Consider the following 21,637-nt stretch of genomic DNA (forward strand, 5'->3'; position numbering starts at 1 on the left):
TACCGGGGGTGTTGGGTTAATGCTTCGCAGGCTCACCAAGGAAAGGGCGTCCGCTGGCGCGGCCGGCTGTTGGGTCCGGGCCGTGCCGTCGCAGAGCTCCGGACACCGTGGCCGGGGGTGTCTACGACGATGCTCCTATAGACGTCAAATTGCGGCTCGGGCTTGACCGGTCTTGGCCTGAAGTATCATGAACGGCAGAGTGAGACACCAGCGCTGCGGACGGGACGGCCCGTTCGTTTGGATCGACATGGGGACGGCCTTGTGGAATGGGGCTCAACACTTGGTTTCCTCTACTGTACGATCCATATTTACGCGTGCAGCCATAGTGCGCGTCGCGGTGGGTTGGGGCGCCGTCGTCGGGCTTGTGTTTGCGGGGCCCCTGCTTGAGCCCCCAGTCCCCACCTGGCTGCTGATTACTGCACTCGTGCTCATCGTCGGAGTCGTTCTGGTCTGCGCCTTTGGGGTGGTCCACGAGGCCGAACATCTCGCCCACCGGCTTGGTGATCCCTACGGCTCCCTGGTCCTGACACTTTCGATTGTGCTGATCGAGGTGGTGCTCATTTCGGCTGTCATGCTGGGGCCGGGTGAGCACGCCACCATCGCCCGGGACTCGGTGATGGCCGTGTCCATGATCATTCTCAACGCCGTGATTGGGCTTTCACTTCTCGTCGGGGCGATGAAGCACGGCAATCTGGGCCACAACCGGACTGGCACCTCGTCATATCTCGCCCTGCTCGTCGTGCTCGTTTCGCTGGCCTTCGCCCTGCCGGCGCTCATTGGGCGTGACGGCTCATATACGCTCGGGCAGGAAGTCCCCGTCATCGCGCTTACCCTCGCCTTGTATGCCTTCTTCCTTTACCGGCAGATGGGCAGACAAGCTGACGACTTCCGGGAAATTGATTCAGGCTTCACGGCCGGCCCGGACTTACCTGACAGCGCCGAGAAGCGCAGCCGGGCCAGCGTTACCCAAGTCATCGCGGAGCACAAGGCCGAGGTGTTGCTGCGGGTCGTGCTGTTGATCGTGACGGTACTGCCCATCGTGCTGCTTTCGCACAACATGGCCGCGCTCCTGGACGACGGGCTCGGCCGTGTCGGTGCGCCCGTGGCCCTTTCCGGCGTCCTGATCGCCATGATTGTGTTCCTGCCTGAGTCGATCACATCGGTGCGCGCAGCCTTGCGGGGTGAGATCCAGCGAGTCAGCAACCTATGCCATGGCGCACTGGTTTCCACGGTCGGTCTGACAATCCCAGCCGTCCTCATCATTGGCGCCCTCACCGGTCAGGCCGTCGTACTCGGGGAGTCCCCGGCCAAGCTATTACTCCTCGGCGTCACGTTGATGCTGTCGGTGACCACACTTGCTTCCAAGAAGGTGACTGCGATCCACGGCGCGGCCCATCTCGTGGTCTTCGCGGTCTACGGCATCGCCGTATTTTCTTAAGCCCCGCGGCGAGGCTCTTCCCTCGCCCGCCACGACGCCGTCCCTCATCCAATGACGTCAGCGCCTAACCGTTGAGATGCATCCGCCGGACCCCGTAAACCGGCGCCGCGACGGCCGGTTTGGGCCACGTGCTCGGTCAACCATTGGCGGTAGTTCGTAGCGAGGGCGTCGTTGCGGAGGGAGACCCCGTTCCACAAGGGAAATTTTGGAGGGCCATTGGCCCGTGCCCCGTGCCCCGTGCCCCGTGCCCCGGGACTTCGGACAGAAGCACCGGCAACCACCCCCTGCGCTACCACCGGTCAGTCTTGCGCGTCTTCTTCGGACGGATTTCAGCTTGGATCGCCGCATTCGCGGAGAAAAGTGGAGCCGATAAGCCGGGTCACCGTTCAAGGAGCATCGTTCCCTAAGCGCCGATGGGTGCGGCTCAGGGCGGAGAAGTTGAGCTGGAATTCCGCTGCGTTGTTTTTCAGCAAACATTGCGGCCTTGCTTCATTTTCTCTGCTGATGGTTTGCGTTCGCCTTGGAACACTCGAAGTCAAATACAACTTTGGACACTTCGGGGGCGATGAGATTAATGAGCGGTTCGTTGATAGGTCATTCAGGAATTCAGGATGTCCGGAATTTTCGTAGATGCGGTGCTGTCTGGAGCAGGAAAAAACTCTGGTGATCACGGTCCTTATCCCGGCGCACAATGAGGCGTCTGGCATCGTTGGAACTCTTCAATCCCTGAAGAAACAGACGCTTATTCCGGACAGGGTGATTGTTGTTGCCGATAACTGCACCGACGGCACCGAAAGGCTCGCCTTGGCTGAGGGAGCAGAAGTCATCCGCACCCTCGGGAACGAGGACAAGAAGGCTGGCGCGCTGAATTTCGCTTTGGCCGGCCTCCTCCCGGAGGCCGCGCCTGAGGACATGATCCTCGTCCAGGATGCCGATTCACAGCTTTCCTACGATTTCATCGAGCGGGCGGTGGCTCATTTACGGGCGGATTCACGGCTCGGAGCGGTGGGTGGTGTCTTCCGCGGGGCAGGCGGCGGAGGGTTCGTCGGACACCTGCAGCGGAATGAGTACGCCCGGTACGCCCGCGACGTGAAGCGCCTCAGGGGTAAATGCCTGGTGGTGACCGGCACGGCAGCGCTGTTCAGGGTCCGGACCCTACGCGATGTCATCGCGGCCAGGTTGGACGGGACCCTTCCTGCTGGCGACGGACGCGGCGGCGTCTATGACACTTCGGTCCTGACGGAGGACAACGAGCTCTCATTTGCACTCCTCACCCTCCGATACCGGATCAAGTCCCCGGCCGATTGCACATTGGTCACTGAGGTCATGCCCACCTGGCGGGAGCTGTGGGCACAGCGCCTGCGGTGGAAGCGCGGAGCGGTGGAGAACTGCGTTCAGTACGGCTGGACCCGGGTTACCCGGCCATATTGGGCACGGCAGGGCCTGTCCATGCTGGGCGTGCTCGTCACACTGAGCTATTTCAGCACGGTGGCGTTTGCACTGGCCACGGGGGCAGGGCTGCATATACAGCCGTTTTGGCTTGCCGTGACCGGTGTCTTCGTGATCGAACGGGTGGTGACCGTCCGGTTGCGCGGATGGAAGTACATGCTCGCCGCGGCCACCATGTACGAACTAGTGATCGATTTGTTCCTGCAAGTGGTCCATGCGAAGGCGTACGCAGATGCAGCATTCAACAACAAGAAAGCCTGGTGACAAGTATGTATAACAACCCAGCAGCACCCGCAGCCGCGGGTCTCGGATCGGGAACGCTCGCCATGACCGGAGCAGGTGACCTCTTCTGGGTCGCCCTGGCAGCGTTCGCCCTTCTCGCCCTGGGCCTGGCCATCAAACGGATAGTGCCGGTCCGGGTCGAAAAGTCCTAGGGAGAATTCCTTGGACAGGATTCGCTGGACAACAACGCAGGGCGTCCGGAGACCAAACGCCCTGCGTTCTGTTTTTTCAGGGAATCTGCTAGCTCGCGACGCTGACGATGTTGGAGCATCCCCCGGAGTCGCAGATTTTGTAGCTCGTGGTGCCTCTGCCCTTGACCTTGTTCACGAAGCTGCCGGTGTTGGCCAGTGTCTTTCGTACTCCGTCAATCCACAGTACGACGGCAGTTCCGGTCGCTCCGGTCCACGTCAATGTGGTGTCATTGGAGCTCTTCGCCTTGGCGGCGGTGGTCAGTTGGATGGCGGAGACCGGGGCCAGCGGGGTTTGGGTCGCCGCGGGCGTGAAGGAGAAGTCCCGGAGCACCACGGACTCGGGCTTCACGTGGGCGGGATCTCCGCCTCCGCCGTCGGTCACCCAGAGGTTAAAGTGAATTTGCTCTTTGGCCGGGACAGGAACCGTGGGACCCTGGAGCACGGTGCGCTTGAGAAGGGTTCCTGTGTAGCCTTCTCCGGCGTAGGTTTCAAAAGTCAGCTTGCCGGGCTCCCAGATCATTCTCTGCGTGGTGATAAGGTCGGTCGTCACGTTGAAGACGGTGGTGTTGTTCCCCAGCCCGGGGGGCTTGCTGGCGTCAAACCAGTACCCGTGGCCCTGGGTTACCGGCCACGACTGGCCGTAGGCTGCTCCGCCGCCCCATGCCGATGCTTCGCAGAGGTCGATTTCGTTGAAGCCGGGCACGGCCGCGGGATCGTAGGTAAACAGGCACCCCCAGACTACTTCCTTTTGCAAAAGGCTAAGGTTCTTTTCAACCGTGGTGCTGTAGGTTCCGTAGCCGAACCCTTGCCTGGTGGATTGGAATTCAGCGGCCACCGGAGCTTGCCCGGTGGGGTTGGTCAGCTTCATGGTGACGCGGCCGCTCGCGTCGGGGCCGACCACATTAGCGGCGTCAAATGCCTTGTTGTACTGGGGAGCGCCGCCCCAGAACCTCTTCTGCCAATTGAAGCCCTTCCAAGCGAAGTCCCCTGCCGGGCCAGGACCGGGATCCAAGGGTGTCGAGCTAGCGGCCTGTACGGGTGAGACGAAGGCCATCAATATCAGGGCAGCCGCAGCCAGAATGGCCAGCGGTCTCACCAAATGGGCGGGATGAAAAATAGAAATTCGAAAAGAAGGCATATAGCAGTCCTTGCCTGTTGCTCCCAGTCAACCAACTTGCGCCCCATTGAGCACACGAAGATCATCAGCCACATCAGGAACAGAGCGCAATAGACCCATTGTGAATTTTTGAGGAATACACAATCTCAAGAAAGACGCACTATTTCCGCAACCTCAGGTTTACCTCAAAATAACAACAATTTTCGAAATGGAATCATGTACGCAGGGGTTCGGTCGCCGATGCGGACAATGCGAGTAAATTGAAATATATAAACCAGTAGCTTTTGTATTCGTGAATAGAAGGTTAAATAGCTTAGATTGTGAGTTGAAGGCGGACCGGTTCGAGCGGACACCGACCATGTCGAAAGCCGCTCGGTTGTGGCTGCAAGTACGAGCTTCGGGGGCACGGATAGATGGTCGAGCGGGGCATTGCCGTCGTTGTGGAGGACGACGAAGACGTGAGGGGAATCCTGGAGGAGGTACTCCGGCAATCAGGTTTTACCGTGCATACGTCATCCTCCGGGATCGAAGGTGTCGAGGCCGTCAGGGAGCACAACCCCGTCATCATCATCATCGATGTCGGCCTGCCCGATTATGACGGGATTGAGGCCTGCAGGCGGATCCGCACCTTCAGCGACGCTTACCTCATCATCGTCACGGGAAGAGTCGAGGAGGCCGATGCCCTGATGGGATTCGAAGCCGGCGCCGACGACTACCTGACGAAACCGTTCCGTCCTCGCGAGCTGCGCGCCAGGATCACCGCCATGCTCCGACGCCCCCGGTCACTTAGCCCAAAGCCGTCGCTCATCTCTGCAGGCACCGGGTACCGGCTGCATCCCGAGCCTCTGACCGCGGCACCGCCAACCTCTCCTTCCGTTTCATCGGCCGAGTCGCAGCTCAGTCCGCTGACCGAAGGGGTTTCCGGTGGTTTCGAGCACAAGGGATTGACCCTGCATGAAGGCTTCCGTGCAGCCGCAATCAACGGCGTGCCCGTTGACCTGACCCGGACACAGTTCGACCTTCTCCTGGTCCTGATGGAGAACGGACGGGTGGTCCAGACCAAAGCGGACCTGGTCCGCCGGCTGCGGAACGAACCCTTCAACACGGGCTCCTATGTCAGCACCAGCGAGGAACGCGCCGTCGAGGTCCATCTAGGCAACCTGCGCAAGCGCCTCGGAGACAGCTCACGCTCTCCGCGCTGGGTGGAGACCGTCCGGGGTGTGGGATACCGGCTGACCCCGTAACTATTCCGAAACGCAATGAGGGGCGCTGGCCAGGTATTTTCCTCAACCATCCTATGATGTGGCTCTGCATCGACGTCGGCTCGGCCCTCGGTTGGCTGCTGTTACCGAGCTTCCACTTCGGTGGTGACAAACTACTAGTCGGCGAGGATGTGGTACAGGGCGCGCCGGGCCTCGTCGATTTTTTCGGTCGCGGCGGTGCGCTGTTCCTCGGTGGCGGCGAAGCGGAATTGGTGGATAACTCCCATGAGCTTTGCCACGCTCTGGTGGAACGCGGGTCCTGATCCCTCCGAATCGATGTTCCACGCATTTTCCAGCTCTTCGGCGTGCTCGGCAACGTAGGCCTTTCCGGCACCGGTGAGTGTGAACTCGGTGCGTCGGCCTTCGCCGACGGGTGCGATGAGCTCTTCGTCAACGAGCTGCTGCAGGGTCGGATAGACCGAGCCCGGGCTCGGGCGCCAGGATCCGGACGTCTTCTCGGCGATCGTCTTGATCAGCCCGTATCCGTTGGACGGGGTTTCGGCCAGCAGGGAGAGGATGGCGAAGCGAACATCGCCCCTATTGGCGCGACGAGGGCCCCCGGGACCAAAACCTGGTCCAAACCCCGGGCCGAAGCCAGGTCCGAAACCACGGCCTGGCCCAAACCCGCGCCCCGGCCCGAATCCACCGTGCCCGTGCGGTCCCCGACGGGACCTGCCACGCCCGAAGCGTCCCATCCCTGATTCGCTATCCGTGAATTTGTTGTCATGAATGCCTTTCATAACGGCATCGTCCTTTCGATTTTGGGTGTCGCCCTAAGGCTCGCAGATTCTTCTGCGATAGTTAACGATATATCGCTGAGTGTCGTTAAACAAGAGTCTAAGGGGACGGTTCATGTCGGGGTGGTAAGAAGGACATCGTGTGTTCTGATGGCGGCAGTCCGGTGCCTTTCCTTCTGCGTCCCCGTCCGTCCCGTTTAGGTGACCTTGGGGTGGCGGCCATGGTCGTGTCCGGTACCGTCTTGGTTGCGGACATTGATGCGATGTTCCGGAATGACCGCAACCTCAGGGCCATCGCGATCGAGCAGTACGGCACTTTCGCGCTTCTGACGAGGGAGCAGCTGGAATTCATGCTGACTGGCCGGCTCGGCTACGGGAGGGCGCTGAACAGCAGACGGATAGCTTCGGAGCTGCTCCCCCCGACAGGCTCGTCCATGGCCGCCGATATGGACCTTCAGTCCGCTGCCCAAGCGGTCCTGGAAAGACCCGAGTACCAGCGTTATCAGGATCTGTTGGTCTTGGGCGCTGACGGTCCCCGCGTTGTCACGGTGTCCGATATCTTCGCTGCCGTTTCCGCGCTATTCCGCCACGCTTCCCTTCATGACCCGCTGACGGGATTGCCCAATCGGCGAATGCTTGAAGAGCTTTACCCTGACGTCACTGCGGCGGCGGGGCTTCCCGGCGTCGGGATCCTCTTTATCGACCTTGACGATTTCAAAGGGGTCAACGACACCTACGGCCATCGCGCCGGGGACGCTGTCCTCATAGAGTTCGCCCGCCGCCTGGCGCGCAGCGTCGGACCCAAGGGCACCTTGATGCGCTTGGGTGGCGACGAGTTCGCAGTCCTTCTCACCGATGTCGATGAAGCCTCCGCCTTCGCCGTTGCGGACGGCATCCTGGACAGCCTGGTGAAGCCCTTCCGCCATGACGGCTGCGAGCTGAACATCAGCGCGACAATCGGCGTGGCCCTGGGAATCGACATCATCGAAGAGGACATGCTCGCCGGAGCTGAAGTCCTGCTCAGGCATGCCGACGGGGCGATGCTCCGGGCAAAGCAGGAAGGCAAGCGACGCATCGGACGCATCGGACCTTGCCAGGAACCCGCACCGTTCGCACGGCAGGCGCACATCCGGCGTCGGCTGCCCTCCGCCATCGACGACTCGGCACTGACGCTCCACTACCAAGCTGTTTTGGACCTCGTGACGGGCGGCGACGCCGGCGTCGAAGCGCTTTTGCGCTGGCATGATCGGGAAATCGGTCCGGTGGCACCTGACGAGTTCATCCCCCTCGCCGAACACACAGGGGAGATCCTCAGGATCGGTGCATGGGTCCTCGACCAAGCCTGTGCCCAGTCGCGGTCCTGGATAGACGCCGGGACACCCCGGAAAATCGCCATAAATGTCTCTCCGGTCCAGTTCGCGGCCGGAACTCTTCCCGCCGACATCCGGGCCGCCGTCAACCGGCATGGAATTCCCGCCCGGATGCTTGAAATTGAGATCACTGAAGGAAGGGCGATAGCGGACGTGCCGTCTGCAGCATCGCAGTTGCGGGAACTGATCAGCATGGGCGTCGGTGTGGCGTTGGACGACTACGGGAGTGCCTATTCGTCCTGGGCCATGCTCCGGGCCCTCCCGCTGACGACGCTAAAAATCGACAAGGCCTTCATCCGAGATATCGACAGCGAGCCGCACACTGAGACGATGGTCCGGGGGTTGATTCAAACCCTCAACGCCATGGGAGTCCGGGTCACCGCCGAAGGAGTGGAGCGCCAGGAGCAATTGGATATCTTACGGGACCTGGGCTGCAATACAGCCCAGGGGTATTTGATCTCCCCGCCGATGTCCCCCTCGGAAATTAGGATGATCACATTGAACAACATTGAGGACAAGCAATGAGTGAACAACTGGAAACCATCGAGGTCGAAGAGTTTCTGCCGCATCCGCCCGGGAAGGTTTGGCGGGCCCTGACCGAACCCGGGCTGCTGGCCAGTTGGCTGATGGAGAACGACTTCCAAGCGATGGTCGGGCATCAGTTCCAGATGCGCGGAATTCCCGTCCCTGCAGTCGGTTTCAGCGGCCTCGTGGCTAGCGAAGTCCTTGACCTTGACGCCGGGAGGCGGTTGCGTATTTCCTGGCGGGACGCGAATTCCGGCAACAGCCTCACCAGCACGGTGACATGGACAATCACCCCGGAGGACGCCGGGACCCGGTTGTTCCTTGTCCACGAGGGGTTCAACCCCGACGATCCGACGCATGTGGCATCGCACCGCATCATGAGCGGGGGATGGCGGCACCATGTTCTCCCGCGGCTCGCCCAAACCCTCGCCGGGCTCGATTCCGGCGAGCCGGGCGCTGGCGGCGAGTGATGCAATTCGTCGTGTTCTACAGCTCGGAACCGTCGGCTTTCCCCGGTCTTCAGGCTGCGTACCCTCGCCACGCCGCATACTTTCAGGCCTTCGCTGCGGAGGGCGGGCTGATCGGTATCGGCACCTTCGACGATCCGGCCGTGAACGGGTCGATGGGCATCTTTAGCAGCAGGGAAAGGGCGGAGCAGTTCATCGCGGGGGATCCCTTCGTAGTGGAAGGCTTGGCGGTTCCGAGCGAGATCCGGGAATGGAACGCGGTAACGTTCGGTACGCAGGACGAAGCTTGAGCACTCGGTGAGTGCTCAAGCTTCGGCTGGCCTCACCCGCAAGTCTCCGTAGCCGGCTGCGGCATGGGTTCAATGAGCCACGCGGCTCGATGAAGGGCGGTCGCCAGCCAACCCCGCAGGCGAGGCAGCCGTCCGCAAGCTACCCGGCGTTCGGGTACAACCGGCGCATCGGGCAATGCACTGCGGCTGTCGTTATTCACGATGTTGATGACTGCGCAAGCCATCATCAACGAAAAATCCATGGTCATCTTCTTCTCATCCGTGACGTCGTGCGCTGAACCGGGAACCCGGTTTGCGCCTGAAGAAACCCGAACGCTCAGGGGCGGACCCGCCGTCGTGCAAGGTTCTATTAACGACGCTAAGCGCCCGATGTGGCCATGTCAGCAGCCATGCCGCTCCCTGCCCGTCCTAGGACTGGCCGTCCTACCATGCGCGGGGGAGGCTCCACCGGAGATCGACGCTGAAGATGTGGACGATTACAGGTTGGTCATCCGTTCCGCGGCGTCGTTGTAGCGGCCACCCTGAACCTGGATCTTGGACGCAGTGTCCTCGATTTCGTTAAGCTCCGCGGGAGACAATTCGACGGCGGCTGCACCAATGTTTTCCTCCAAACGGTGCAGCTTGCGCGTGCCGGGGATCGGGACGATCCACGGCTTCCGGGCGAGGAGCCAGGCCAAGGCAATCTGACCGGGAGAGGCGCCCTTGCGTTGCGCAATGCTTGCCAGCAGTTCAACCACGGCGGCATTGTGCTGGAGCGCTTCCGGCGCGAACCGGGGGATGGTGCTGCGGATGTCGTTGCCTGGATCGAAACTGGTAGATGCCGTGATGGTGCCAGTCAGGAAGCCTTTGCCGAGCGGGCTGTAGGGGACGAATCCGATGCCCAGCTCCTCGCACGCGGCCAGCACTTCCTCCTCGGGACGGCGCCACCAAAGCGAGTACTCGCTTTGGACAGCGCTCACGGGCTGGACGGCATGCGCCCGGCGAATGGTTCCCGCTGAAGCTTCCGACATGCCGAAGTGCTTCACCTTTCCGGCCCCGATCAGTTCCTTGACCGCACCCGCGACCTCTTCGATGGGAACGTCGGGGTCCACGCGGTGCTGGTAGTAGAGGTCGATGGCGTCGACGCCGAGCCGGCGCAACGAGCCATCCACAACGTCCTTGATGACCTCCGGACGGCTGCTCACGCGTCCGCTTGGCTTGCGTTCTACGGGATCGATGTCCCACCCGAACTTGGTGGCGATCACCACCTGGCCCTTGTACGGAGCGAGGGCTTCGCCCACCAGCTCTTCGTTGGCGTAGGGACCATAGATTTCGGCAGTGTCGAAGAACGTCACGCCCCGGTCCACAGCGGCACGGATCAGCGAGATCATTTCGTTCCGGTCAGGCTTGTCGCTGTATCCACCGGTCATGCTCATGCAGCCCAGCCCGACGGCGGAGACTTCCAAACCGTTGGTGCCCAGTGTGCGCTTTTCCATCGTTCGTCCTCCTGTGTTGTGAAACAAAGGCCAGCCTTGCCGTCAACACTAGGGATACGTCAGTACGGTCAGGGAGTCCCTGTCAGTACCTCTCTCGGAAGGGAACGCACGACGACGGCGGTCAGCCGCCGTCGTCGTGCGCTCCTTCTGCGTAGGGATTGGATCACCCGTTGTCGCCGGCAGGCGTCGTGGTCGCGGTGTAGCCCTCAAGCTTGAGCGCGGCCTGGGCGTACTTCTGCGTGAACGTATCGGGGATGTTGACCTTGGAGGTGTCAACGCCGATGGTCTTTTCCTCGTCGAAGATCGTCTTGGGGCCGCCGGCAGGCATGATGCCGTCCGGAAGGAACTGACCCTTGTCCTGGTTCAGTCCGGCTACGTACTGGTCCTTCGAGATGGTGCTGTTCTGGACGAAGGACTGGGGCAGCTTATCGGCGATGTCCTGCGCGGAGTGGGTACTGATCCAGTGCATCGTGTCCACAAGGGCGTTGACGACCTTCTGGGCTGCGTCCTCGTGGGTCTTGACCCAGTCCGACTGGGCGAGCAGGCCGGCCGACGGCAGGGTGCCGCCCAGCGCTGCAGTGGCCCCCTCAGTGGTGGCGAGGTCGATCGCAGGAACGGCGAGGTTCTTGTTCTCAAGTGCGCCCACGGTCGGCTGGGTGGTCATCACGCAGTCGGCGGACCCGCGCTGGATGGCCGCGATTGCGGTTGATCCGGCACCGACGGCGATGGTGTGGTAGTCAGTCTTGGCGAGCCCGGCCTTCGAAGCGATGAACTGGGTGAGCTCATCCGTTCCCGAGCCGAGGTCGGTGACGCCGACGGTTTTGCCCTTGAGGTCTGCGCCTGTTTTCACGTTTGCCTTGGGGCTGCACATGATGCGTTCTCCCGGTGCACTTGAGAGCTGCACGAGGTTGATGACGTTCTTGCCCTTGGACTGGAAATCAACGGTGTGGACGTACCACGCACCGGCCATGTCCACCTGCCCGGACGCCATCGCGTCTTCGGCGCCGACGCCACCCTGCTGCTCGGTGGAAAGCTCCACCTTGACGCCGTACTTCTGGTAGTAGCCGAGCTGCTCTGCTAGCTGGTATGGCAGGTAGATCTGCTTGTCGATGCCGCCCACCATCATCTTCACGGTGGGCATCGAGGCCGTGTCCGCGGCAGCGCTGCCGCTTGCCGTGCTGTTGCTGCTTGCGGAGCTGGTGCCGCAAGCAGCGAGGCTCAGTGCGATCACTCCGGCAGCGCCGACGGCGTAGATCTTGTTCTTCATCATGGTTGTGCTTTTCCTTCTATTTTGAGGATTAGAGCGTTGGATAAGTGGAAATGGTTAGACGGCGAGCGTCAGATCGCCTGGGCTTCGGAACGGTTTGGTGGCCGCCACTTGAGCAGCGTGTGCTCTAGCAGGGCGATGAGGTATTCCGCGCCGAGCGTTATCACGGCGATGATCACCATGCAGGCGAAGACCGTGTTCGGATCGAAGGTTCCCTGTGCCTGGCTGATGATCAGGCCGATTCCCTGCTGGGCGCCGAGCACTTCAGCAACAAGTGCGCCGATGATCGCGAAGCCGAACGCCGTGTGCAAACTCGCGATGATCCACGTCATTGCCGAGGGAATCGTCACGTGGATCGCTACCTGAAGCGGCGATGCACCCAGGACGCGCACGTTTCCGACCAGGTTCTGGTCCACTTCGCGGACACCCTGGAAGGCGTTGAAGAAGACGACGAAGAAGACCAGGACCGCCGCGAGCAGCACCTTCGGGAATACTCCGAGGCCGAACGCCACGATGAAGATCGAGCCGAGCACGATTCTGGGGATGGAGTTCACGATCCGGATGTACGGGCCGACGACTTCCGACAGGTACTTGTTCGAGCCCAGGAGGATCCCGAGTACGACGCCAACGAGCGTTCCAAGCAAGAAGCCGTAGATGGCCTCCTGCATGGTCACCCAGAGGTTCTCCCAAATGGTCCCGAATGCCGTTCCCTTGGTGAAGAGATCGACCAGGCTGTTCCAAATCTCGGAAGGCTGGCCGAAGAAGAACTTGTCCACCCAGCCCTCCGTGGTGAACCACTGCCAGCCACCGATCACGATGATCGCGAGGATGGCACGGCCGGCCCAAACCCAAGTGGTCCGGCGCGTCATGGCACGCCGGGCCGAAGCCTTGAGCTCACTCGCTTGCGCTTGCTCTTTCTCTTGCTTCTGCACGGGAGCACCTTTATGGATTGTGGCAGTCATGCTGCTGCACCTGCCGATTGCTTGTAGGCCCGGGTGACTTCGTCCTTCAGGGACTCCCAGATCTGGCCCTGAAGCTCCAGGAATCGCTCCTCGTGGCGGATCTTCTGGACATCTCCACGCGGCCTGGGAAGGTCGATGTCGAAGACGTCCTTGATCGTGCCGGGGCTGCTGGTCATAATGACTACCTTGTCCGCGAGCGCCACTGCCTCGTCGAGATCGTGCGTAATGAACAGGACGGAGGGGCGCAGTTCCTCCCAGAGCTGCAGCAGCTCGTTCTGCATGATGGCCTTGGTCTGCACGTCGAGAGCGCCGAACGGCTCATCCATCAGCAGGATCCGCGGGTTGTTGATCAGGGCCGCGGCCATGGCCACACGCTTGCGCATGCCGCCGGACAACTGGTGCGGATACCGGTCCTCGAAACCCGCCAGACCCACGCGGCGCAGCCAGTCCCTCGCGAGCAAGGTTGCTTCCCGCTTGGGCGTGCCGAGCAAGACCGGGCCGATCAGGACGTTTCCGAGGACGGTCTTCCAGGGGAAGAGCGCATCCGCTTGGAACATGTAGCTGACACCATTGGTGATGCCGTCAACGATCTGATCGTGGACTCGCACGGAGCCGGCGCTGGGCCGCTCCAGTCCGGAAACCTGAGCCAGCGTGGTGGACTTGCCGCAGCCTGTCGGCCCGACGATCGCACAGAACTGGCCGGGTTCGACCCGGAGCGTCACATCGCGGATGGCAGTGAATGTCTCATGCTTGGGAGTGAGATAGCGCTTGGTCAACCCGACAATGTCGATGCCCGCGGCGTCTTCGGGGGCCCCGGGCGGCCGATGGGGGTGGTTAGCATTCATAACGCTAAGACCTCTCTGTCTTTAGGATCATGTGGGCCGGAACGCCGGCCCTCTTACGCTGCTTCTTGTAGTCGCTTTCTTGCGTGATCCGGATCACGGAAACTACGTCGAGCCTAGGAAGGAATAGTTCGGGCCAGAAGTCTTCAGTAAGTTGTGGGGCTTAACAGCAAAAGTGCAGGTTTTGTGCATTTATGCACTACGGCGAGATCCGGGGCGGGCGTCTTGCTGCGTAGTGGCAGTGAACTTTGTCACATAAGCTGCTGGTGGGAGATGAGAAAGGGGTTGGCAGTGCACATAGGGTTGCGCGCGCGCTGGAAGGCTCGGCCCCTTGCCTCCCAGATTCTCGTGTGGTTGCTCTGCATCCTTTTCGTGACAGTCACTTTGGGCGCGCTTCTCTACACCCAGATCAGCAACCAGACGCTCGAAGATCAGTACAGGCTCCGGGCGCTGGGGATTGCCACGACCGTGGCGCAGATGCCCGAAATCGTGACATCGCTGGGCAACGGCGATCCCACACACTCGATCCAGGCCATCGCGAGCAAAGTCCAGTCCCAAGCACAACCGGACTACGTCGTGGTCACCGACCGGAAAGGTGTCAGATACTCCCATCCGAATCCGGCCCTCATCGGACAAACCCTGGAAGAACCCGTCGCCGTCCTCGACGGGCAGACCCATGTCGGCATAGACCAAGGCAGCCTGGGACCCTCCGTCAACGCCAAGGCGCCGGTACGCGCGGCGGACGGGACCGTCGTCGGGCAGGTTTCAGTGGGGATCCTGGTGACCACGGAGAGCAGCGAGCTCGCCAAACAGGCGTTGCTCATTGCCGGTTATTCAGCCGTGGTGCTCGTCATCAGCGCAATGGGTTCGGCATTGTTGGCGCGCAGGATCAAGCGGGTCACCTTCGATCTCGAGCCGGTGGAGATTGCGTCCCTCTTGCAAGAGCGCGAAGCCCTGCTGCACGGCATCCGCGAAGCGATGATCGGGTTCGACGACGACGGCCGGGTCACCGTTATCAACTCTGAGGCGCGCTCCCTGCTGCACCTCGAGGAAAACGTGCTGGGAGAGAAGATCGAGGACCTTCTGCCGCCCGGAAGGCTCCGTTCTTTGCTGACCGGCCAGATCAGCGGAACGGACCAGGTGGTCATCACTGAGGATGCCTTGCTCGTAGTGAACCGGATGTCCGTTGCCTTGGCTGGAAGGAGCATAGGCTCGGTGGTGACGTTGCGTGACCGTACCGAGGTTGAGGGCCTGGTGCGTGACCTTCGCTCGGTCGAAGGCCTGATGGAGGCCTTGCGCGCCCAGGAACATGAATACGCCAACCGGCTCCACGTGGTGGACGGACTCCTGGAACTCGGCGACGTGGACCAGGCAAGAAACTTCGTGTCACGGATTTCGGACACCTCTCGATCGCTTGGCGAGGGCTTGCGCTCGCGGATCGAGCCGCCGGAGCTCGCGGCGCTATTACTCGCCAAAATCACCGTGGCTGCCGAGCAGGATGTCGAAATATCGGTGACTGACGACTCGCAGCTGCGCCAACCATTCCTGGAGACTCAAGCTCTGCTGACGATCGTCGGAAACCTGCTGGACAACGCCGTCGAAATCCTTGCTGAACAACCCACGCCACGCGAGGTGACCATCCAGCTGGACGATTCCTCCGGCATTTTCATCTGCGTGACGGACAATGGGCCCGGTGTTCCCGCAGAATTGGTGGGCACGATCACCGCCGATGGATTCACCACCAAGGAACCGCGGCCAGGAATGCGGCGCGGGATAGGCCTTGCGCTGGTGAGCAGGATCGTTCACCGGGCAGGAGGCACCATGGATGTTTTCCCGGGCCCCGGGGGACGCTTTGAAATCTGGTTGCCGGAACCCCGCTCGGAATCCGAAACCCCGGTCATGACAGGAAAATCAATCGAATGATCCGCACCTTGGTGGTCGACGACGACTTCCGCGTAGCGCGCATCCACGCCAGCCGCGTGGCCAAAATCGAGGGATACGAATGCGTGGGCGAAGCACACACTGCGGCCGAAGCCCGGGAAGCCGTGCAGCGGCTCAAGCCTGACCTGCTTCTCCTCGATGTGTACCTCCCCGACGAAGACGGAATCAGCTTGTTGCGGTCCCTCCAAGCGGCAGGAGAAAAGCTCGACGCCGTCATGATCACCGCTGCCCGCGACCTTGAGACCGTCCGGGCTGCCATGCGCGGGGGAGCGGTGTACTATCTCGTCAAACCGTTTGGCTTCGAGCAACTCCAAACCCAGCTGGAGGCTTATCGGCGCTGGCGGCGGGAGGCGGAATCCCGGACTGTGGCCGACCAGGCGACGGTGGACCAGCTCTTCAGCCTGCGCCGGACGGCTGCCCCGGCCCAAGGACCCCGGCGCCTGCCACCCACCATGCAAAAAGTCCTCGACATGGTGGTTCACTCCACGGAGCCCCTGGGCGCCTCGGAGATCGCGGGCAGCGTCGGCATCAGCCGCCCCACGGCCCAGCGCTACCTCAGCGAACTCGAACGCAAAGGACTCGTTGACCTGCATTTGGCCTACGGCGCGACCGGGCGGCCGGTGAACACGTACGTGGCCCGCAAAGGGTGAGGCCCCGCGGCGGGATATGCTGCTGGCGCGGAGCACGGCTCCGCCGAGTCGGCGCCCAGCGCCGTGGCGGGGACATCTGTGGGGGTAGAAAGTGAAGAATTGGAGTCTGGCCATCGCGGCCGCGGCAGGAGCGTTCCTCACTCTCGGGGCGGTGCCCGCGGTAGCGGCCCCTGCGGAGGTTCTCGACGTCGGCGGGGTGCCTGTTGGCGTAGTGGTGGGTTCTGACGGCACGGCGTATGTGGGCAATTACGGCCCGGTTGGCGGCGTCCAGGTGATACCGCCCGGAGCGGTCCGGCCCTCCCGGACCATCAGCACGGGAGGTTCCACATCAGGCCTGGCAATCGCCGCGGACGGCACCCTTTATGTCGCTGAGCGGGACAACGCCACGAATCAGTACGACGTCGGCGTCGTTCCCGCCGGCGCAAGCGGTGTAACACGGCGAATTCCGATTTCCCCCGGGAACCATCTGATCGCTTCCGGCCCCGATGGCACGATCTATGTGCCGAACTCCTTGGAACACAGCGTGTCGGTCATCGCGCCGAACGGATCGACCGTGGACAGGACAGTAACGGTCGGGGCCGGACCCGTGGAGGTCGCGGTCACGAAGGACGGGACCGCGTTTGTGTCAAATCAAGTTGAGGGGACGGTCTCTGTCATTCCTGCCGGGGCGCACGCAGTGTCACGGACCATTCAGCTCAGTTCGACACCCGGGCACACCGAGAACCCCCACGGGATCGCCGCGGGCCCCGACGGGACAATCTACGTCACCAACATCAGTTCCGATCAGCTCGCTGTCATCAAGCCGGGCGCTGACACTGTCACGTACCGCATTCCGGTCGCGGGAGGACCCCAAGAGGCGGTTGTCGGGCAGGACGGTACCCTCTACGTGGCCACCGTCCAAGGCGGAGTGATGTCCCTCATCCCGCCTGGCGCAACCGCCGTCGCATCGTCCATTCCCACCGAGAGGAACTCCGGCCATCTTGCGGTGGCTCTGGACGGGACGATCATTGTGACGAGCCCGGGCAACGGCACGGGCAACGGCTCGGTATCCCGCTTCGCCCCTACGGCCACGGGCGCAGCGACTTCCGCAGCCTCGACACAGGCGTTGGCGATCGCCGTGCCCCAGCAAACGGACCAGGCCGCCGTAGGGCCGTCCGGCAACGGGATGGTGGGCCTGTGGAATTCCGTGACCGCTATCGCTGGCGGCGCCGCGGCAGTGGCAATCGCCGTCGTCGTCATGGTGGCGGCGGGACGCCGCAAGCGATCCCGCGTTTCCGGCAGTGGTGACACGGGGTCTACAGGCTAAAGCTTGGAAATGGCGGCTTAGGTGGAGCGACGGTTGCGCGCCTGATGCGCGAGCTGGATGAAGCCATAGACGAAGGCGGCCTCGATCAACACCATTAATCCGAGCCACAGCAACTCGCCCTTGCCGATAAAGTCGATTGCACCAACCAGGACGAGCACGGATCCCAGGACCAGCGCGTAGACGGCAAACCCGAAAGCCACCCTTGCGCTGCGTACTCCCGTCCGGAAGCCGAATCCATATGGTTCGCCTCCGGGTTGGCCGGGGACGCGATCGGGTCCCACGGGCTTAAGCCTGTCGAACTCATCCCACGGATCCTGATCCTGATCGGCCATAGTCCCATTATCCCGCGAATCCATACCGCGAACCGTGCGAAGCTGACGGAGTTCCACTATGCCGGTTCCCGGCGCCACGCGTCATCTTCGGGAAACGTTCGGAAAGGCCATGGACAATAGGGGCCATGATGCCCGAAGAACTCACCGCTAGCCCGCGGGTCAAGGACACCGTAGCTGTTGGCGGTCACCTGCAAAGCGCCGTATCCCGAGCCGCTGCTTCGAAAGTACCCGAAGTCACCGTCTTGTTCTGGGTGGTGAAGATCCTCACTACGGGGATGGGCGAAACCACGTCCGATTTCCTGGTGCACCAATTCGAACCAGAGATCGCCTTGACCCTCGGATTCGCGGTCTTGCTGATTTCCTTGCTCCTGCAGTTCTCGGTCCGCCGCTACATCCCCTGGGTGTACTGGACCGCCGTCGCCATGGTCAGCGTGTTCGGAACCATGGCAGCCGACGCCGTTCACGTCGGACTCGGCGTTCCTTACCAGGTGTCAACCCTGTTCTTCACCGTGGCGCTCGCTGTTGTCTTCCTGCTTTGGCACCGGCGCGAAAAGACACTGTCCATCCACAGCATCACCACCCGGCGTCGGGAGTCCTTCTACTGGGCCGCGGTGCTGACAACCTTCGCACTCGGCACAGCCGCCGGAGACCTGACCGCGTACACGCTCGGGCTGGGCTACTTCGCGTCGGGCATCATGTTCGCGGCCGTGATCGCCGTTCCTGCATTGGCGCATTGGCGCCGCTTGTTGGCGGCGATCCCGGCCTTCTGGTTCGCGTACATCCTGACCCGGCCGCTGGGGGCGTCCTTCTCTGACTGGACCGCCGTTTCCACTGACCGTGGGGGCCTCGACTGGGGCACCGGCCCGGTCAGCCTCGCCCTGGCGGCAGGGATAGCGGTGCTGGTCGCACTCATGACGATCAAGCGGAGCCATGATCCTGAGCGGCAGGATCATTTAACACAGGTGTGACAGTCCGGAAAACCGGCCCCGAGGAGTAGCCAAAACCCTTGAGTTACGGGGCTCCGGGTCGCTGAATGTCTTGTTCAACACACTATTCGCTGACGGCGTGTACTATGCCCTAAACTGCTTCACTGAGGTGCCTGAAATGGCACTATGCAGCAACGAAAGTGAACCACACAATGGCTACCGACTACGACGCCCCACGCAAGACCGAAGAAGAGTCTCCCGCCGAATCGCTTGAGGCCCTTCAGGCGTCGCGCGGCTCCGGTGCCCAGACCGCCGTGATCGACGTCGACGAGAACGATACAGCCGAGGGCATCGACCTTCCGGGTGCCGATCTGTCCGGTGAAGAACTGACCGTCATCGTTGTCCCGGAGCAGTCCGATGAATTTACCTGCTCATCGTGCTTCCTGGTCCGTCACCGCTCGCAAATCGCGCTGGAAAAGAATGGCCTCAAGTACTGCCGCGACTGCGAAGGCTAACTCTCCGATATTTCGGGTACTGGAGCGTCCTCGCATTCTGGTTCTCACGGTGGGAAATATTTTCAGCTGAATGGCGTCACTCTGGCCGGGTTGGCATCTATTGAGTGTGGCAGCCGTGTTGCGCCCTTGCGCGGACGGCACATTCATTGAAAAGAGAGTTGCATGAATACTGTGCTGACAACCCGCAATATTTCCAAGTCGTTCGGTAGTGGTTCCGGCGCGGCCCCGGTTGACGTCCTGAAGGGTATTTCGCTCAATGTTCAACTCGGCGAAATGGTGACGATTGTCGGGCCGAGCGGCTCGGGCAAGTCGACGCTCATGCAGTGCATGTCGGGCTTGGACGCGGTCACTACGGGCGAGGTGACCATCGCTGGTACGGACATCGGCGCCTTGGACCCCGATCAGGCGGCCGAGTTCCGACGGGACAACATCGCCTTCGTCTTCCAGTCCTACAATCTGATTCCGGCCTTCACCGCGTTCGACAATGTAGCGCTCGCAATGCGCATGTCCCGTGGCACCGTTGATCGGACCGCAGTGACGTCGGCATTGAATTCGGTCGGCCTGGGCGAGGTATCCGACCGGCGGCCGGGGCAGCTGTCGGGCGGACAGCAACAGCGCGTCGCGATCGCGCGGGCCTTGGCGACTTCTCCGCACCTGCTGTTCGCCGATGAGCCGACAGGGGCGCTGGATTCAGAAGCCGGCAGCCGGGTGTTGCGGCTGCTGCGCGACTATGCCTCCGAGGGGAAGAGCGTAGTGATGGTGACACACGATCTCGAAGCGGCTGCGCTCGGCGACCGGGTGCTGGTCATGCGCGACGGGCAGATCCACGGTGAACTCCACAGCCCGACTGTGACCGACGTCCTCGACGCGGTCGAGCACGCTCGGAGGTCATGATGATCCTGAAACTGGTTACCACCGAACTGCTCGTCGCCTGGCGGCTCTGGGCCGGTGCGTTCGTCGTCGCCCTCTTCGCGGCGCTCATCGCCTGCGTGTGCGCGGGCGACTTCTCGACCGCCAGCGTCACTCCCGCGAGCGAGGATCCGGCAGGCTTGATCAATCACGCGATCATCTTCGCGAGCTTCAACGTGCCGGTGGTAATCGGCGCTCTGAACGTGCTGCTGAGCTACATCGTCGACCTGCAACGCTCCCGGTATGCACTGTGGCAGCTCGCCGGAGTCGGCCCGCGCACCATCCGCTCCGTCATCCTTCTGCAGGCCACGCTTCTCGGAATCGCCGCGTTCGCTATCGCATTGCTTCTGGCTGCGCCCACCCTGAACTTGTTCCTCAACACACTCTCGGCGCCGATCCGCTCCGAGGCCGCTCCTCTCCGTCATGTGACTCTGGGGGTCTTCGAGCTGTCGATCGCCTTCGTTCTGTTCATGGCCGTCGTCGTGCTGAGCGCATTGGGCGCGGCCCGCAAGGCCAGCCGCACCTCGATCCTTGCCGCGATCCGCACTCCTGAGATCATCAACGCCCCCTTGTCTAAGACACGCAAGAATCTCGCCGTGGCCTTCCTGGCTTTCACGCTCACCTCAATCGTGCTCAAACAGGCCACCGGGTCAGGATGGTTTGACTTCGCCCAGCTCCTGATCCTGGTCGCTTTCCTCTTCGCCGCACCGTGGGTGGCGGAGCGTGTCATGTATTTCTGGGTCGGACTGATCCGCAGTCGCTCGGATAGCTGGTTCATCGCTCGCGAATCAGCAAAATACAACGTCACCCGCAGCCACGCCGGAATCACGCTCATGGTCGTTGCCATCGGACTCGCGATCGTGACCGGCTACATCGGACTGTGGAGCGAACCCCAGTACATGGCCATCGGACTTGCTGTGTTCGGGTCACCCATCGGGCTTGTTCTCTTCGCGGGGGTCGCGACGATCATCATGACCTCAGGACACCGACGGCGGGACACCGCGCTCCTAGCGATTTCCGGAGCAACCCGAGCCGTCGCCCTCACCGCCGCAGCGTTGGAGTCCCTCATCATCACGCTGACGGCGGGAATCATTTCCCTTGTCATCGCACTACCCGCCGTCATCTGGCCGCAAGGCGGGCCACAGGGTACCCCCCTCGCCGCTCTCATGCCGATCCCGCTCGTCCTCGTCCTGGGATACGTACTCATGTTCATCACCACCTCCCGCCCCGTGATCCAGTCCAGCCGCAACACCCTCGCGACAGAACTCCGGCTCGCCGTCATCTGAATCCATCGCCACCATCTGAATCCGGAGACCCGGCCGGCACCAGCCAACCGACGGTTTGAACACACGCCAGAAGCCCTGCTCCGGGGAAATCCGGAACA

21 protein-coding genes are annotated in these 21,637 nt (G+C 62.1%); 14 read left to right on the plus strand and 7 right to left on the minus strand.

The window, feature by feature from the left end:
* Nucleotides 1-247 precede the first annotated feature (247 nt).
* The 3 genes from A3M3_RS0109355 to A3M3_RS28030 all read left to right on the plus strand — a co-directional run bounded on the left by A3M3_RS0109355 (nt 248) and on the right by A3M3_RS28030 (nt 3,321).
* Nucleotides 248-1,438 carry a calcium:proton antiporter gene (locus A3M3_RS0109355; RefSeq protein ID WP_081736897.1) on the plus strand — a complete coding sequence of 397 codons (1,191 nt, stop codon included), beginning with the start codon at nt 248-250 and terminating at the stop codon, nt 1,436-1,438.
* 663 nt (nt 1,439-2,101) lie between these two features.
* Nucleotides 2,102-3,151, plus strand: coding sequence for a glycosyltransferase family 2 protein (locus A3M3_RS0109365; protein ID WP_231497217.1), 1,050 nt, complete (start codon nt 2,102-2,104; stop codon nt 3,149-3,151).
* Complete coding sequence (locus A3M3_RS28030) at nt 3,148-3,321, plus strand: hypothetical protein (protein WP_155854352.1); 174 nt, start codon at nt 3,148-3,150, stop codon at nt 3,319-3,321. The genes A3M3_RS0109365 and A3M3_RS28030 overlap by 4 nt, the downstream gene beginning before the upstream one ends.
* An 88-nt stretch (nt 3,322-3,409) precedes the next feature.
* Here the strand turns inward: A3M3_RS28030 and A3M3_RS24510 are convergent, their stop codons facing one another.
* Complete coding sequence (locus A3M3_RS24510) at nt 3,410-4,498, minus strand: hypothetical protein (RefSeq protein WP_231497218.1); 1,089 nt, start codon at nt 4,496-4,498, stop codon at nt 3,410-3,412.
* 392 nt (nt 4,499-4,890) lie between these two features.
* On the opposite strand from A3M3_RS24510, the gene A3M3_RS0109380 reads away from it, so the two are divergent.
* Complete coding sequence (locus A3M3_RS0109380) at nt 4,891-5,721, plus strand: response regulator transcription factor (protein WP_028266101.1); 831 nt, start codon at nt 4,891-4,893, stop codon at nt 5,719-5,721.
* Nucleotides 5,722-5,855: 134 nt separating this feature from the next.
* Here the strand turns inward: A3M3_RS0109380 and A3M3_RS0109385 are convergent, their stop codons facing one another.
* Nucleotides 5,856-6,479 (minus strand): PadR family transcriptional regulator, encoded by a 624-nt coding sequence (locus A3M3_RS0109385; RefSeq protein WP_028266102.1) that lies wholly within the window; start codon nt 6,477-6,479, stop codon nt 5,856-5,858.
* Between the two features lie 218 nt (nt 6,480-6,697).
* On the opposite strand from A3M3_RS0109385, the gene A3M3_RS24515 reads away from it, so the two are divergent.
* From A3M3_RS24515 to A3M3_RS0109400, 3 genes are read left to right on the plus strand one after another with little or no spacing between them, the layout of a single operon-like run.
* Nucleotides 6,698-8,371 carry a putative bifunctional diguanylate cyclase/phosphodiesterase gene (locus tag A3M3_RS24515; RefSeq protein ID WP_051423079.1) on the plus strand — a complete coding sequence of 558 codons (1,674 nt, stop codon included), beginning with the start codon at nt 6,698-6,700 and terminating at the stop codon, nt 8,369-8,371.
* A complete protein-coding gene (locus A3M3_RS24520; protein ID WP_035741551.1) occupies nt 8,368-8,841 on the plus strand; it encodes an SRPBCC family protein in 474 nt (157 codons plus the stop codon). The genes A3M3_RS24515 and A3M3_RS24520 overlap by 4 nt, the downstream gene beginning before the upstream one ends.
* Nucleotides 8,841-9,128 carry a YciI family protein gene (locus A3M3_RS0109400; protein ID WP_028266103.1) on the plus strand — a complete coding sequence of 96 codons (288 nt, stop codon included), beginning with the start codon at nt 8,841-8,843 and terminating at the stop codon, nt 9,126-9,128. Before A3M3_RS24520 ends, A3M3_RS0109400 begins: the two co-directional genes overlap by 1 nt.
* Nucleotides 9,129-9,604: 476 nt before the next feature.
* Here the strand turns inward: A3M3_RS0109400 and A3M3_RS0109405 are convergent, their stop codons facing one another.
* The 4 genes from A3M3_RS0109405 to A3M3_RS0109420 all read right to left on the minus strand — a co-directional run bounded on the left by A3M3_RS0109405 (nt 9,605) and on the right by A3M3_RS0109420 (nt 13,677).
* Nucleotides 9,605-10,603, minus strand: coding sequence for an aldo/keto reductase (locus A3M3_RS0109405; protein ID WP_028266104.1), 999 nt, complete (start codon nt 10,601-10,603; stop codon nt 9,605-9,607).
* A gap of 163 nt (nt 10,604-10,766) precedes the next feature.
* The gene (locus A3M3_RS0109410; RefSeq protein WP_197023180.1) at nt 10,767-11,873 is read right to left on the minus strand and encodes an ABC transporter substrate-binding protein; all 1,107 of its coding nucleotides are present in this window, start codon (nt 11,871-11,873) and stop codon (nt 10,767-10,769) included.
* Nucleotides 11,874-11,941: 68 nt separating this feature from the next.
* Nucleotides 11,942-12,832 carry an ABC transporter permease gene (locus A3M3_RS24525; protein ID WP_051423080.1) on the minus strand — a complete coding sequence of 297 codons (891 nt, stop codon included), beginning with the start codon at nt 12,830-12,832 and terminating at the stop codon, nt 11,942-11,944.
* On the minus strand, nt 12,829-13,677 hold the full coding sequence (locus tag A3M3_RS0109420; RefSeq protein ID WP_051423081.1) for an ABC transporter ATP-binding protein: 849 nt from the start codon (nt 13,675-13,677) through the stop codon (nt 12,829-12,831). Before A3M3_RS0109420 ends, A3M3_RS24525 begins: the two co-directional genes overlap by 4 nt.
* A 369-nt stretch (nt 13,678-14,046) precedes the next feature.
* On the opposite strand from A3M3_RS0109420, the gene A3M3_RS24530 reads away from it, so the two are divergent.
* From A3M3_RS24530 to A3M3_RS24535, 3 genes are all read left to right on the plus strand, one after another.
* Nucleotides 14,047-15,597, plus strand: coding sequence for an ATP-binding protein (locus A3M3_RS24530; protein ID WP_231497219.1), 1,551 nt, complete (start codon nt 14,047-14,049; stop codon nt 15,595-15,597).
* On the plus strand, nt 15,594-16,265 hold the full coding sequence (locus A3M3_RS0109430) for a response regulator (protein WP_028266107.1): 672 nt from the start codon (nt 15,594-15,596) through the stop codon (nt 16,263-16,265). Before A3M3_RS24530 ends, A3M3_RS0109430 begins: the two co-directional genes overlap by 4 nt.
* Nucleotides 16,266-16,356: 91 nt before the next feature.
* Nucleotides 16,357-17,571, plus strand: coding sequence for a virginiamycin B lyase family protein (locus A3M3_RS24535; protein ID WP_051423083.1), 1,215 nt, complete (start codon nt 16,357-16,359; stop codon nt 17,569-17,571).
* Nucleotides 17,572-17,588: 17 nt separating this feature from the next.
* On the opposite strand, the gene A3M3_RS0109440 is transcribed toward A3M3_RS24535, so the two are convergent.
* The gene (locus tag A3M3_RS0109440; protein WP_035741554.1) at nt 17,589-17,903 is read right to left on the minus strand and encodes a hypothetical protein; all 315 of its coding nucleotides are present in this window, start codon (nt 17,901-17,903) and stop codon (nt 17,589-17,591) included.
* A 125-nt stretch (nt 17,904-18,028) separates the two neighbouring features.
* Here A3M3_RS0109440 and A3M3_RS24540 point away from each other — a divergent pair, with 125 nt between their 5' ends.
* The 4 genes from A3M3_RS24540 to A3M3_RS0109460 all read left to right on the plus strand — a co-directional run bounded on the left by A3M3_RS24540 (nt 18,029) and on the right by A3M3_RS0109460 (nt 21,539).
* The gene (locus A3M3_RS24540; protein WP_231497220.1) at nt 18,029-18,871 is read left to right on the plus strand and encodes a COG4705 family protein; all 843 of its coding nucleotides are present in this window, start codon (nt 18,029-18,031) and stop codon (nt 18,869-18,871) included.
* Between the two features lie 170 nt (nt 18,872-19,041).
* Nucleotides 19,042-19,344 (plus strand): DUF4193 domain-containing protein, encoded by a 303-nt coding sequence (locus A3M3_RS0109450; RefSeq protein ID WP_028266109.1) that lies wholly within the window; start codon nt 19,042-19,044, stop codon nt 19,342-19,344.
* Between the two features lie 162 nt (nt 19,345-19,506).
* On the plus strand, nt 19,507-20,238 hold the full coding sequence (locus A3M3_RS0109455) for an ABC transporter ATP-binding protein (protein WP_028266110.1): 732 nt from the start codon (nt 19,507-19,509) through the stop codon (nt 20,236-20,238).
* The gene (locus tag A3M3_RS0109460; protein ID WP_081736756.1) at nt 20,235-21,539 is read left to right on the plus strand and encodes an FtsX-like permease family protein; all 1,305 of its coding nucleotides are present in this window, start codon (nt 20,235-20,237) and stop codon (nt 21,537-21,539) included. The genes A3M3_RS0109455 and A3M3_RS0109460 overlap by 4 nt, the downstream gene beginning before the upstream one ends.
* Nucleotides 21,540-21,637 lie beyond the last annotated feature (98 nt).

This window comes from Arthrobacter sp. MA-N2, assembly GCF_000517125.1.
GTDB classification, from domain to species: Bacteria; Actinomycetota; Actinomycetes; order Actinomycetales; family Micrococcaceae; genus Arthrobacter; species Arthrobacter methylotrophus.